The 13,961-nt window shown below is 64.8% G+C and carries 11 protein-coding genes; 3 read left to right on the top strand and 8 right to left on the bottom strand.

Annotated features, from left to right (window positions below):
- The first annotated feature begins 1 nt into the window (after position 1).
- Complete coding sequence (locus tag VHO05_RS01895) at positions 2-1,162, top strand: GNAT family N-acetyltransferase (RefSeq protein WP_329644919.1); 1,161 nt, start codon at positions 2-4, stop codon at positions 1,160-1,162.
- A 12-nt stretch (positions 1,163-1,174) separates the two neighbouring features.
- Here VHO05_RS01895 and VHO05_RS01890 read toward each other — a convergent pair whose 3' ends face one another.
- From VHO05_RS01890 to VHO05_RS01860, 7 genes are all read right to left on the bottom strand, one after another.
- A complete protein-coding gene (locus VHO05_RS01890) occupies positions 1,175-2,113 on the bottom strand; it encodes a hypothetical protein (protein WP_329644918.1) in 939 nt (312 codons plus the stop codon).
- Positions 2,114-2,174: 61 nt separating this feature from the next.
- Positions 2,175-2,648 carry a hypothetical protein gene (locus tag VHO05_RS01885; protein WP_329644917.1) on the bottom strand — a complete coding sequence of 158 codons (474 nt, stop codon included), beginning with the start codon at positions 2,646-2,648 and terminating at the stop codon, positions 2,175-2,177.
- Between the two features lie 26 nt (positions 2,649-2,674).
- Positions 2,675-4,579 (bottom strand): 1-deoxy-D-xylulose-5-phosphate synthase, encoded by a 1,905-nt coding sequence (gene dxs, locus VHO05_RS01880; RefSeq protein ID WP_329644916.1) that lies wholly within the window; start codon positions 4,577-4,579, stop codon positions 2,675-2,677.
- A 190-nt stretch (positions 4,580-4,769) separates the two neighbouring features.
- Complete coding sequence (locus VHO05_RS01875; RefSeq protein WP_329644915.1) at positions 4,770-5,021, bottom strand: exodeoxyribonuclease VII small subunit; 252 nt, start codon at positions 5,019-5,021, stop codon at positions 4,770-4,772.
- Positions 5,022-5,218: 197 nt separating this feature from the next.
- Positions 5,219-6,169, bottom strand: a complete 951-nt coding sequence (locus VHO05_RS01870; protein WP_329644914.1) for a histone deacetylase family protein — start codon at positions 6,167-6,169, stop codon at positions 5,219-5,221.
- 99 nt (positions 6,170-6,268) lie between these two features.
- Positions 6,269-7,789: a hypothetical protein gene (locus VHO05_RS01865; protein ID WP_329644913.1), complete on the bottom strand. Its 1,521-nt coding sequence runs from the start codon at positions 7,787-7,789 to the stop codon at positions 6,269-6,271.
- A 43-nt stretch (positions 7,790-7,832) separates the two neighbouring features.
- Positions 7,833-9,617 (bottom strand): acyl-CoA dehydrogenase, encoded by a 1,785-nt coding sequence (locus tag VHO05_RS01860; protein WP_329644912.1) that lies wholly within the window; start codon positions 9,615-9,617, stop codon positions 7,833-7,835.
- 104 nt (positions 9,618-9,721) lie between these two features.
- On the opposite strand from VHO05_RS01860, the gene VHO05_RS01855 reads away from it, so the two are divergent.
- Complete coding sequence (locus VHO05_RS01855; RefSeq protein ID WP_329644911.1) at positions 9,722-10,684, top strand: L-threonylcarbamoyladenylate synthase; 963 nt, start codon at positions 9,722-9,724, stop codon at positions 10,682-10,684.
- A 473-nt stretch (positions 10,685-11,157) separates the two neighbouring features.
- Positions 11,158-12,600, top strand: coding sequence for an FAD-binding oxidoreductase (locus tag VHO05_RS01850; RefSeq protein ID WP_329644910.1), 1,443 nt, complete (start codon positions 11,158-11,160; stop codon positions 12,598-12,600).
- Here the strand turns inward: VHO05_RS01850 and VHO05_RS01845 are convergent.
- Positions 12,597-13,961 (bottom strand): HlyD family type I secretion periplasmic adaptor subunit, encoded by a 1,365-nt coding sequence (locus VHO05_RS01845; protein WP_329644909.1) that lies wholly within the window; start codon positions 13,959-13,961, stop codon positions 12,597-12,599. The two genes, VHO05_RS01850 and VHO05_RS01845, sit on opposite strands and share 4 nt — an antisense overlap.

Raw genomic sequence — 13,961 nt, 5'->3', positions numbered from 1 at the left:
CATGGACGCAATCGAGATCGCATCAGGCATCGATGCCGTCGCGCGTCTCCACCTGCTTTGGAAAGAAGCGGGTGCGAGAGCCGGTGGGCTTGGCGCCTTCGACCAGTTTGATCTCGTCGTGGCGGCGGCACATATCGCGACGCAATCCGGCGCGGAACCACTCGTCGCAATTTTTCGTCGGGAAGGCCGTGTCAAAACGGTGTTGCCGCTACGCCGTGAACGCCGCCTCGGCGCGCGGATCGCGGTTCCGCTCGTCTATCCTCTGGCGCAATACACCAACGTCGTCGGTGAGCCGCTTGCACCCCACGAGCTGCCTCCACTCTGCAAGACGCTGTCCGAGAAGGGGCTCGACATCTTGCTGCTGCGCAAGGTGCGCGCCGACAGCGGGCTGTTCGAAGCTCTGTCGCAAAATGCTCAGTCGCAGAACGCCGTAGAGACAGCCCTCTACATCGATTTGAGCGCCTATCCGAATTTCGCCTCTTACGAGGCCACGTTCTCGAACAGAACACAACGCAACCGCCGCCAGCGCCGCCAGCGCTTGGAAGCCGCAGCAGGCCCGCTGACCTTCGATGTGCTTCGCGGCAACGACGCAATGGCCGCCTTCGACACGGCGCTCGCGTGGAAGCGACTTTGGCTCGCTGAGCGGGGCGTTTCGAGCCCCGTGTTCGATTCCGGCGCTTGGGAGGATCTCTTGCGCAGCACGGTGACGTCTGGATCGGCCATCGTCACAGCGCTCCGTGCCGGCGAGTCATTCGCTGCGGTCGAAGTGGGATTTGCCGATCGCAAGACCTATGTCTCCTACCTCGGCGCTTTCGATCCGACGCTCAGCGCCCATAGCCCCGGCCAGGAGCAGATGCGGCGCACGATCGCCTGGTGCTTCGAGCAGGGCTTCGCCCGTTACGATCTCCTGGCCCCGGCCGACGACTACAAGCGTCAATGGGCGCGAACGGATACCGGCGTCGCCGTCGACGACTACGCGATCGCGCTTACTCCTGTCGGTCGTGGAATGGCGGAGATCCGGCGGCACATTCGCCCCCTGGCGCGCGACATCTACCATTCCCTGTCGCCGGAAATGCGCGTTGCCGGTGGTCGCTACGGCAAGCCCGCGGCGGCCGCTGCCGCTGCCATGTGCGCCGGCGCCGTGATCGCGGCACTCGAGTAGCGCGCCGTCAAATCAAGATCGGCGCCCATAGACGGGCACTTCGAACGTGCATGAGAATGGCGTGTCGCCACTCTGTGTGTGCACATTCAGGACCCAGCGGACACCGTTGCCTCTTTCATCGATCGCGTACTCGTGGCCCGCGACCGGCACTTCGATCTCAACCGGAATGCGCACGCCGCCGCGTGACGCGATCATCTGCGATGGCGATATTTTCGCTTCTGCGCGGGCCAGCTTCTCGGTCTCGAGCCGCGATTCCGTTTTCCCGCCTGTCCGTCGCTCGACCCATTGCAGGCGCTCGCAGACGAGCTCGACCACGAATGGCGCGGACGGCCGTTCCGCGAGACGCGCCTCGACGGTGCCGCGGAAGCGGCCCCCCATGAAGGCGGGCAACGTATCGAGCGTCAGAACCGTTTTGCCGAAGCGCCAAACGTTCCACGTCACGCCCAGCGCAAAGCGCAAGCCGATCAAGCCCGCGCCTACAAAAATCGCCAGCAACGCGTAGTTCCATGACGACTCTGCGAGAGCAGCCAGAATCTTTTCGCGATTGACGGTGCCGATCAGGGCGAGCCCGCCCCACCAGCCGAAATTCCAGACCCACAACAAGAGCATCGTGCCGAGGTTCGAGTGCACAACGCGCCGGGCGGCCCAGTCCTTGCGGAGCATCCACGGCTGGCCGGGGTATCGGGCCTCCTGTTTCGCCTTTTGCGCATCCCAAATTGGCTTCTTGAGGAAGCGGATGTAGAGGAAACCGAAGCCGATCGCGGTGAAAACGAGGCCCAACGTCAGCACAACCAGCGCGATGAGGAGCGAGGTCTCGCCGGACACGACCTGGCGAATCCCAGCGTTGAGCGTGAGCAAGCCGATGACGCCCAGCCCCCCGAAGATCGCGACAACGAGCGTGAGGCCGCGCCATTCGCGCAGCGACCGCGACTTGACGGAGCTCTCCGTCACCGGCGCCCTCTCCGTGTGCGCGCCGTGTTCGCCTTGATGACGCCGCTCCATGTCCGGGTGCTCATCCGACCGAGCAGGACACGTTGCCTTCGGCCTTGAGCGTTCGTCCTTCCGTCGTGGAAGACTTGCCAACGTCAAATACCGTCAGCTTGTAGGCTCCAGAGTAGCTGGTCTCATCGTCCTTGCTCTGGCGCGTCTCGACGATCAACTCGACATAGCCGTGCGGTGCGTCCGCGATCCGCTCCTTGTAGATGTGGAGCTTCAGGTCAGGCCCTGCGAACCAATGATGTGACAGTTGCTCTGCACCGATTTCAATGCTTGTGAAATCTTCTGGGGCGTCCTTCAAGGCAACCGATAAATGCCCCCGGAAGTCAGTGAAGACCTCACCGAGACCGTGGCTGAACGTGCTTTCCACGGAAAATTTCAGCGCCTGATCGTCAATCTCGCAGAGGAAATTGCCCGATGCCCGTGCTGGAGAGAAGCCGACCAGAAGGGCTGCGAGCCCCAAGCCTGCGGCGCGCGTTACACCCTGCATAGTTGTCTTCGTCCCCCCAAGAAACCTTATGCGCGGCTTGCGACCGCACCACGCCCGAGCGCGGCGAGTGCCGTGCTCACAATATCAGGCCCCGTCAGGCCCGCCTGTTCGTACATGCGGGCCGGGGTATCGTGATTGATGAAGACGTCGGGCAGTACCATCGTGCGCACCTTGAGGCCGCGATCCAGAAGTCCGGCCTCGGAGAGATACTGCAGCACATGGCTTCCGAAGCCGCCGATCGAACCTTCCTCGACGGTGAGCAGCACCTCGTGCTCCTTGGCGAGACGGGCAATGAGATCACGGTCGAGCGGCTTCATGAAACGGGCGTCTGCCACAGTCGCGGAGAGGCCCATGGCGCCGAGCTGATCGGCGGCCTTCAAGGCCTCACCCAGGCGGGAGCCGAGCGAGAGGATCGCGACAGCGTTGCCTTCGCGCACGATGCGACCCTTGCCGATTTCCAGCGGCACGCCCTCGTCCGGCCGGTCGACGCCCATCCCCTCACCGCGCGGATAGCGGAATGCAGACGGGCGGTCGTCGATGGCGGCCGCCGTCGCGACCATGTGGGTCAACTCCGCCTCGTCGGCGGCGGCCATGATGACGAGATCGGGTAGGCAGCCGAGATAGGCGAGATCGAACGACCCCGCATGCGTCGGACCGTCCGCACCCACGAGGCCGGCACGGTCGATCGCGAAGCGCACGGGAAGGCGCTGGATCGCGACGTCATGCACGACCTGATCGTAGGCGCGCTGGAGGAACGTCGAATAGAGCGCGCAGAACGGCTTCAGTCCTTCGGTCGCGAGTCCGGCGGCGAACGTCACCGCGTGCTGCTCGGCAATGCCGACGTCGAAGGTGCGGTCCGGAAACTCCTTACCGAAGAGATCGAGACCCGTGCCGTCCGGCATGGCGGCCGTGATGGCAACGATGCGCTTGTCCTTGCGCGCTTCGGCAATCAGGCTATCTGCGAACACGCGGGTAAACGTCGGCGCATTCTGCTTCGGCTTCACCTGCGCGCCGGTGACGACGTTGAAACGCGCGACGCCGTGATACTTGTCGTCGGAGGCCTCGGCGGGCGCATAGCCCTTGCCCTTCTGCGTGACGACGTGGACCAGGATCGGCCCCTGCTTGGTGTCACGCACGTTCTTCAGAACCGGCAGCAGATGGTTGAGGTCGTGCCCGTCGATGGGGCCGACATAGTAGAAGCCAAGCTCCTCGAACCACATTCCGCCCTGCCAGAGGTGGCGGGTGTATTCTTCCATACGCGCCGCGCGGCGCTCCCAGCTCTTGGGCAGGCGCTTGGCGAGCTGCTTGGCGAAATCGCGCAGATGCAGGTACGTGCCGCTCGACGTGACGCGCGCGAGGTAAGAGGAGAAGGCGCCGGTCGGCGGCGCGATCGACATGTCGTTGTCGTTCAGGATGACGATCAGGCGCTCGTCGCGGGCACCGGCGTTGTTGATGGCCTCGTAGGCCATGCCAGCGCTCATGGCGCCGTCGCCGATCACGGCGATGACGTTGTTGCTTTCACCCTTCAGATCCCGCGCGACTGCCATGCCGAGGCCGGCGGAGATGGACGTGGACGAGTGCGCCGCACCGAACGGATCGTATTCGCTTTCGTCGCGCTTCGTGAAACCTGAGAGCCCACCACCCTGGCGCAGCGTGCGGATGCGATCGCGGCGGCCGGTCAAGATCTTGTGCGGATAGGACTGGTGGCCGACGTCCCAGATCAAGCGGTCACGCGGCGTGTCGAAGACCCAATGAAGTGCAACTGACAGCTCGACCACGCCGAGCCCCGCGCCGAGGTGGCCACCAGTGACGGAAACGGCCTCGATCGTCTCATAGCGCAGCTCGTCCGCGATCTGGCGAAGCTCAGATTCCGGGTGCGTGCGCAGATCCTCGGGGGTCGCAATGGTATCGAGGAGCGGGGTCTTGCTCACGGTGCAGCGTTGTCCTTCGGTGATCGGAGCCCTCAGCTCCCCGCGAATCCGGCCTAGGTATCCCGATCCGCATTTTCGCCATCACCTTAGCGCCGAACGTGCGGCGGATGAAGGGCCGAAGCCGGGCATTCCTCCCGGGGGCCTGCGGCAGAACGCTCTGTGGCGGGACCAAATTCTTGGGAGAAGCCCCTTATTCCGGATCCAAGGGCTCAGTGCCGCGGGGGACGCCATCGCCACCGACCGTCAGCTTCTCCACGCGAGCCTCGGCCTGCTTCAGCAGGCGGTCGCAGTGCTCGCGCAGAGCCTCGCCGCGCTCGTAGATCGTGATGCTTTCTTCAAGCTCGACGTCGCCGCGCTCCAGCCGGCTCACGATGGTCTCTAGCTCCTTGAGCGCTCGCTCGAAGCTCAGCTCCTTGATGTCGGCATGGTTCTTGTTCGCCACTTGCTCTTTCCGTCTCAGCTTCGTGATTCTGCGCCCGAATTTAGTGCCTGGGCGCGCGCGGCGCACGAACTCATTCGCCGCACGCAATCAAGGCCTTAGGGTCGTTCCGGTTTTGGTTGAATCGCGGACCGACCCTTCGTTCTTTGTTTTGTCGTGCTTCTTATCGGAAAACCGGTTCCAACCTTTCCGGAAGCACTCTAACTGCCGAGGTCCATGAGCGTGCGCACATGGACGGCGACGGATTTCGCAAGGGCTTCTAGGTCGTAGCCGCCCTCCAGCATCGAAACGATGCGGCCCTTGCAGTGCGTCTCGGCGGCTTTTCCGAGGGCTTCCGTTGCCCACATAAAATCCGCTTCGACCAGCCGCAAGCCGCCCAGCGGATCACGCTTGTGAGCGTCGAAGCCCGCGGAAATGATGATCAGGTCTGGGCTAAAGTTGTGCAGCGGCCCGAGAATGCGCGAGGTGAAGGCTTCGCGGAACGTCTCGCCGGCGTCACCCTCGCGGAGCGGAGCGTTCCAGATGTTGCCGACTCCGGTTTCCGACAAGGCTCCCGTGCCGGGAAAGAGCGGCATCTGGTGCGTCGACCCGTAAAACATGTCCTTGTCGGACCAGAAGATGTCCTGCGTGCCGTTGCCGTGATGCACGTCGAAATCGACGACGGCGACGCGCTCGGCGCCGTGGCGCGCACGCGCGTAGTGGGCGGCGATTGCCGCATTCGAGAACAGACAGAACCCCATCGGACGATCTGCCTCGGCGTGATGACCGGGCGGACGAACCTGGCAGAACGCGTTCGCGACCCGGCCGGTGATGACTTCGTCGACTGCGTCGAGCCCGGCGCCCACGGCGCGTAGCGCAGCTTCGTAGCTGCCGGGAGACATGACCGTGTCGCCGTCGAGATGCATGCCTCCGTCGCGCTTCTTCACGACCTCGGCCGCGGCCCTGATGCGATTCACATGATCCTGCGGATGCACGCGGAGGATTTCCTCCTCCACATCGATGCGCATCGGTGCTTCGGCCCGCTTCAAAGCGTTGTAGCTCTCATGCGCCAGCACCTTGTCGATGGCGCGCATGCGGTCGGCGCGCTCGGGATGACCGTGTCCCGTATCGTGCTCGACAAAGGCAGGATGGGTGATCAGAAGTGTTGCCATTGGCCGGTTAACCTCGTGCGCTCCCAGAGTTTTTTTATTCACCCATGATAGCGGAGCGATCCTCTGAGGCCAGCCCTATCGGCGTCCGAATGACCCGGGTCAGGCTCGGCGCGGGGCGAGGCGGCCGCGAAGCCATATCACGAACCGCACGGGCAGCATCAGCACGCCCCAGATTTGCAGGATGCAGAGCCAAAGGAAGGCCGGAAAACCGACAAGCGGAAGGAACAGCAGGACGTAGGCCAGGACGCGAACCGTCCTGGCGGCCCAGTAGCCCATGCGGCCCGCGTAACCCTGGCGCTGCTCGGGCGGCCAGATGCGCCGCCACCAGTCGCTTGTCACTGTCCATGCCAGCACGCCGAGCGCCAGCGCGATCAGGTAGGTGTACTGGAAGACCGACGGGATGCCCGTCACGATACGTGCATCCAGCTCCCGCTCACGCGCCTCGTCGCGCGCATAGATCTGCGCCGCTTGCACGGCGACATTGCCTGTAATTTCGCCGAGCCAGTGTTCCCAGCCGAGCCATCCGCCGACGACATCGGTCAGCGGCGCGGAGGCCGATTTGACCGGTACCGCGGAAAATAGAAGGCGGCCTTGAGACGAGGCCGCAGCTTTGATCGTGAGTTCGCTACTCGCGCCGCCGAGACCGCTCAGGAAATCGGCGAACGTTGCGCGTTTCAAGGCTTCGTCGAGGCCAGAGACGGCAACTTTCTGCCACAGCCAGTTGCGACCGCCCGGCTGGTGGGCGACGCCGGTATGAAGCAGGACGAGATTCACGTCGGCGTGCTCAGCCGCCTGCACGAGCTTTGTAATGTCGACCGTCTGCTCAGGACCGCTCGCGCCCCGGAACGTCAACACGTTGCCCTCGATGCGACCGGAGATGAGCGCGGTTTGTCCCTTGAGTCCCGAGAATGCGGCCGGAAGCGCGCTCGGATCGACTTGATCGACGAGCGCGGCTTTAGTGGCGGGATCGAAACGCGGCACGCTGGAGAGGTGCGTGGGGCCGCCGGTTTCGAGGTAGAGCGCGCGAATGTTCGATCGGTTCAGCGGGCGCCCGAGCCGGTACACCGTCTCCTCGAACAAGGCTCGCTCACTCAATGCCACGACGACGTTCGGGCGGAATTCCGCGGTGAGGTTGCCGTCTGCGCCTTGTCGCAGGCGGTATGCGTCTTTGCCGACGACAACATGCAGGTCCGCGTCTTTCGGCAGATCCTTCATGGCCGTGCGGCCCGCGAAGACCGTGTCCTCGCTCAGGTAGAGGGCGAGCTTGCCGCCGGGTACCGCTTCCGGCGCCAACGCCGTGCCGACGCGGGCCAGCTCCTCGGGCGTTGCGGCGGTGAAGACGTTGCCTTCCCGGCTCACGAACTTCCAATGGCCTTCAGGAGTGATGTGAGCGGCAAGCGCGGTGCCGGTCGCGAGCTTCGGCAAGGACGCGACGTGAGCCGCTGCGTTGTCTAGGGCGCCGAGGCCGAGCTTGCCGGCCCCTTTGGTGGCTGCACCTCCGCCGGCCTCTCCCGCCCCGCGCAGGATGCGCGAGAGCCAGCCCGCGTCCGACGGAGCTGCCGCGGCGAGCATTCCCACCGCGATAATCGCAGCGGCTAGAACGCCGCGAACTGCACGCATGACCGCCTCTCCGACCTCAAAAGACCGCGCCGACGCTAAGCCCTCAGGCCGGTGTCGTCTCTGGCATCGATCCGATCACAGCATGGCCACCCGACATCACGATGGCGGACAAGCCCTGGCTCGCAACTGAGATGTTTTCGGCGAAGAAGCGCGCAAGGGCAACCTGCTCCATGGCGTGCGGGCCGCCTTGCTCCAGGCCCAGCAACGCACCCTTGGCGAGGTAGTGGCCGCCAGCCGCAAGCCCGAACAGGCGCAAGTAGGGCGTCGCGCCGGCGAGCGCGAGGTTCGGGCTGTTCTCGATGGCGTCTGCCATCCAGGTGGTCGCTTCGGCGAGGGCAACGACCGTGGACGCGAGGCGCTGACCCATGCGGCCGATTTCGAGCCGGTTCACGCTCTTGACGCGCCGCGCTGTGGCTTCGAACTCGGCAATGATGTCCTTGACGATGCGGCCGCCCGCGAGCGGCAATTTGCGCGTCACGAGGTCGATGGCCTGGATGCCGTTGGTGCCTTCGTAGATCGGCAGGATGCGAGCGTCGCGGTAGAACTGCGCGGCGCCCGTCTCTTCAATGAAGCCCATGCCGCCATGGACTTGGATCCCCATGGACGACACCTCGCAGCCGATGTCGGTGGAGAAGGCCTTGGCGATCGGCGTCAACAGGGCCGCGCGATCGGCGGCGGTGCGGCGCTCGGCGTCCGTGGCAGCGTGATGAGCTTTATCGGTTTCGGCTGCAGTTGCGTAGCAGATCGCGCGGGCTGCGTGTGTCATCGAACGCATGGTGAGCAGCGTACGCTGCACGTCCGGATGCTCGGCAATCGGCACCATGTTCGCGGATTTGGAAGTGAGCGATTTGCCCTGGCGACGCTCATTTGCGTAAGCCACCGCATGCTGCGTCGCGCGCTCGGCGACGGCGACGCCTTGAATGCCAACCGCAAGGCGGGCCGCATTCATCATAATGAACATCGTGTTGAGACCGCGGTTCTCCTCGCCGACGAGGTAGCCGATCGCGCCGTCCTTCTCGCCGAACTTCATGACGGCGGTCGGGCTGCCGTGAATGCCAAGCTTGTGCTCGAGCCCCGCGCAGACGACGTCGTTCTCCGCACCGAGCGTTCCGTCCTGCGCGACGAGGCGCTTCGGCACGAGGAAGAGCGAGATGCCACGCGTGCCCGCTGGCGCGTCGGGTAGCCGGGCCAGCACGAGGTGCACGATGTTCTCGGTCAGGTCATGATCGCCGTAGGTGATGAAGATCTTCGTTCCGAAAATTCGGTAGGTGCCGTCGCCCTTGCGCTCGGCGCGCGTCTTGATGACGGAGAGGTCCGAGCCGGCGTGTGGCTCAGTCAGGTTCATGGTGCCGGTCCACTCGCCGCTGATCATGCGCGGCAAATAGAGTTGCTTGAGCTCATCGGAGCCGCCCGCATGGAGCGCGTCGATGGCACCCTGGGTCAGCAACGGGCAAAGGCCGAACGAAAGGTTGGCCGCGTTCCACATCTCGCAGACGGCCATGGCGACCGTCTCGGGGAGCGCCTGACCGCCGAACTCCTCCGGGCAGGGCAGCGCGCTCCACCCGGCCGTGCGGAAGGCCGTGTAGGCTTCCTTCCAGCCAGGCGGCGTGACGACCTTGCCGTCAACCCAGCGCGAGGGTGTGCGGTCCCCCGCCTTGTTGAGTGGCGCCAGCTCTTCGGAAGCGAATTTTCCGGCTTCCTCGATGATGGCCTGAAGCGTTTCCTCGTCCAAACCGGCGACGTCACAGCCCTTATCCATGTCGCCCGAAACATCGCCCACCGTCTTGAGCGCGAAGAGGATGTCGTCTACTGGAGCCACGTAGCTCATGATTGTTCCTTTCCGGACGCGGGGCGAATCGGCCTTCGGGGCGCGCTGCAATCATCGGGCGGAAGGCATTCGAGCGCAACGGACACCCAGCGGATCCCCCCAGAATGGCAGCAACTCCAGCGGATCAAACGGCAATCGAGGCGGCGGGACGCCTTCTGCGCCAGGGCGCGCTGGTCGCGTTTCCGACCGAGACCGTCTATGGCCTCGGCGCCGACGCCACCAATGGACGTGCCGTTGCCGCCATTTTCGAGACCAAAGGACGGCCGCGTTTCAATCCGCTGATCGTGCATGTACCCGATCTCGAGCACGCGGAGAAGATCGCAGTTCTTTCCCCTAGCGCGCGGAAGCTTGCAGCGCTGTTCTGGCCCGGCCCACTGACTTTGGTGCTGAAGCGGCGAGCCGACGCGGCCGTGTCGGATCTCGTGTCGGCCGGGCTCGATACGATTGCCATTCGTGTGCCAGGACATCCTGTTGCGCAAGCTTTGCTCGCCGCAGCGGAACGGCCGCTCGCTGCTCCATCGGCGAACCGGAGCGGGCGCGTCAGCCCGACGACGGCCCAGCATGTGCTCGAAGACTTCGAAGGCCGGTTGGGCATGGTGCTGGACGGCGGATCGACGCCGCATGGGCTCGAGAGCACGGTGCTCGATGCGTCCGGCGATGAGACTGTCGTGCTGCTGCGTCCGGGAGCTGTTCCGCGCGAGGAGATCGAAGCCGTACTCGGGCGTCCGCTCGGCGAAGGTCCTGCGAGCGACGACGTTCACCCGACTTCGCCTGGACAGCTTGCCAGTCACTATGCTCCCGAAGCGGCAATGCGGCTCGATGCGACCGAGGTCCGACCCGGCGAAGCGCTGCTTGCGTTTGGTGCAGAGGTGCCGACAACGGACGGGCCGAGCCTCAATCTCAGCCCGCGCGGCGATCTCGTGGAAGCAGCCGCCGGACTGTTCGCGTCCTTGCGGGCGCTGGACCGGACCGGCGCCAAGACGATTGCGGTGATGCCGATCCCGGAGCACGGCCTGGGAGAAGCGATCAACGACCGCCTGCGCCGCGCGGCTGCGCCACGCACCTAACCCATCAGCAGCGCGTGCGGCACGCGACGCGGCATTGTTGGCGGGCGGATGCGCATTGCGAGGTGTTGAGGCCCGAGCACGAGATCATCTGGCAGCGCGAACCGCAGCTCGCCGTGCATCCGGGGCCAAGAGCGTTCGGACGCAAAAGTCCTGGATTCGGTCCAAACCGGGGCCCGGGCGCGACTTTGGGGACAATCGCAGGCGGAGTGCGCGGCGTAATCCTCGGCGCCGGAATGGGCCTGAAGTCCGGGCGGATGCCTGGAACACCGGGAGGGTCAGCACAGGCGCTTGGCGCACCTACGGCTCCTGCCAGGACCATCAGACTGATGGCCATGAGCGTGACGGATGCAAACCGCATGACACTTGCCGTTAACCGCGATTTTTGCCTCATGACCTCAAAGCCTGATAAGGGAACCTAATGACATGCGTCCGGGCGGCACGCGAACGCCCATTGCACCATCAAGAGCCCATCCATGACGTCGTCCTCTGATCGCTCTGCCCAGATGCCGAGCGCCGATTTGATTGCCCGCTTCGCGGCGATCGTCGGGGCTAAGCATGCGATCCGCGATCCCAGTGAGCAAGTCCCCTACCTCCGCGAATGGCGTGACCTCTATGTGGGGCGTACGCCGCTCGTCTTGAAGCCGGCGAATACGGAAGAAGTTTCAAAAATCCTTGCTCTCGCCAATACGGAAGGTATCGGCGTGGTTGCCCAGGGCGGCAATACCGGGCTCGTCGGGGGCCAGATCCCGCACGAAAGCGGCGGCGAGATCGTTTTGTCGCTCACACGGATGAAGCGGATCCGAACCCTCGATCCGGCAGGAAACAGCATGACTGTGGAGGCGGGCGCGACGCTGGCCGAAGTCCAGCAGGCGGCGCGGGAAGCCGGACGACTGTTTCCCCTCAGCCTGGCGTCGGAAGGGAGCGCCACCATCGGCGGCAACCTGGCGACCAATGCGGGCGGGGTCGCTGTGCTGTCCTATGGCACGGCCCGCTCACTGGTGTCCGGCCTTGAGGTGGTGCTGGCGGACGGTTCCGTGTGGGATGGCTTGCGCGCGCTCAAAAAGGACAACACCGGGTACGATCTGCGCGACCTGTTTGTCGGCTCCGAGGGGACGCTCGGCGTCATCACGGCGGCAACGCTGAAGCTCTTTCCCGAGCCGCGCGAATTGGCGACAGCGTTCTGCGCGGTGCCGAGCCTGGAAGCTCTGCTCCCTCTGTTCCAGCTTGCGGAACGGGAAGCCGGGCACGCTCTGACCGCATTCGAGTTCATGTCTGGCGAATTGCTCGGCTTCGTGACCCGGCATATCCCGGGCACGCGTGCGCCGTTCGCGAGCCCATCGCCATGGTATGTCCTGATGGAGATTTCCGGCTCAGCCGAAGGGCGCGCGTCGTCGCTTCTCGAACGCATCCTTTCCGACGCTGCGGCTGCGGGTCTTGCGAGCGATGCGGTTCTGGCGGCGTCGCTGCAGCAGGGACAGGAGCTCTGGCGTTTGCGGGAGGCCGCCTCCGAAGCGCAGAAGGGCGAAGGCGGCTCGATCAAGCACGACGTCTCGGTGCCCGTGAGCCGCGTGGTCGCATTCATCAAGCAGGCCGCGCCGGTGGTGGAGCGCATCTGTCCTGGGGCCCGTCCCGTTCCGTTCGGGCACTTCGGCGACGGCAACGTGCACTACAACATCTCGCAGCCGCCGGGCATGGCGAAGGCCGACTTCCTGGCCTTGTGGGAGACCATGGCGCGCGCCGTGCACGAGGTCGTCCTATCGCTCGGCGGATCGATTTCAGCCGAACACGGCATTGGGCGGCTCAAAGCGGACGAGCTTCGTCGCGTCAAAAGTCCCGTTGAAATCGAGCTCATGCGGCGCATCAAGGCTGCGCTCGATCCCAAGGGCATTCTCAATCCCGGCAAGCTTCTCGACTAGCGCTCCTTGAAGGCGCGGGAGAACTGGTCGCTGAGCGGCTTGGTGAAGTAGGTCAGCGCGGTGCGCTCGCCCGTCGTGATGTGGACTTCGGCGGGCATGCCGGGGACGAGCCGCAGATTTCCGAGCTTCTTCGAAGCCTCCTCGGTGAGGGTCAGGCGGACGCTGTAATAAGGCGCTGCGCCCTGCTGAACCTGCCCCGGATGGGGCTGCTGGTCCATCATCAGATCGGCCGAGACGCGCGTGACGGTCGCCGTCATGTCAGGCGTGGTGCGCTGATTGAAAGCCGGGAAACGCACGTGAGCGAGCTGGCCGGTGCGGATCTGGTCGATGTCCTGGGGCGCGACCTTGGCGTCGATGACGAGACGGTCGGCGTTCGGCACGATCAGCATGACGGGTTCGGACGGCGTGATGACGCCGCCAACCGTATGCACGGTCAACTGGTGCACAGTGCCACTCTGCGGCGCGCGGATCTCGATACGCTTCAACTGGTCTTCGGCGGCGACGCGACGTTCGGATAGCTCGGCCTCGCGGCCCTGCTGATCACGAAGCTCTTTGCCGACCTCCGTCTTCATCTCCTGGTCGAGTTGCAGGATCTGCAGCTCGATTTCCGAGATCTTGCCTTTGGCCTGAGCCGTGGCCGCGCCGACCTGTGCGATATCGCCCTCGAGCTGGGCGACGGTGCGGCGTGCGGCGGTGATGCGCGGCGTGCTGACAAGGCTCTTACCTTCGAGCTTTTCGAGGCCTTCGAGTTCGGCATTGGCGAACTCGAGCTCCCGCCCGCGCGATGCCTTCTGGGCGACGAGACCCTCAATCTCCTCGTGGAGCTGCGCAATGCGCTCGCGAAGCTGTGCCTTGAGTCCCTCTCGCGCCGTGCGGCGGTTTTCAAACAGGGCAGTCTCGCTGGCCATGATTTCGGCGAGCACCGGCTCCGCGCGGCGGGCCTGAGTGGCTTCTGGAAACACGATTTCGGCGAGGCCGTTCTGCTCGGCCTTGAGCCGCGCCTGGCGGACGGTGACTTCGTCGAGCTGCTTCGACACCATCTGCAGGTTCGCGCGCGTCACCGTCTCGTCGAGGCGGACAACAACTTCGCCTGCTTCGACATGCTGGCCCTCGGTTACGTAGATCGCGCCGACAACGCCGCCCGTCGGGTGCTGGACCTTCTTCACGCTGCTGTCGACCACGACGTTGCCGGTCGCCAGGACGGCGCCCGCGAGATCTATCGAGGCAGCCCAGACCCCCAATCCGCCGACGAGGGTCGCGATGACGGCGATCCCGAAGACGATGTATCCGCGCACCTCGCGAAACGGCGAAGGGGCTTTTGCTGGCGTGGAACCCTGGGGGGCCATGAGGCTCTTCTGCAT

The sequence above is a fragment of the Hyphomicrobium sp. genome (assembly GCF_036262015.1).
Taxonomy (GTDB): domain Bacteria; phylum Pseudomonadota; class Alphaproteobacteria; order Rhizobiales; family Hyphomicrobiaceae; genus Hyphomicrobium_C.
The sequence above is the reverse complement of the archived record's forward strand: the minus strand, read 5'-3'. Positions and strand labels throughout refer to the sequence as shown.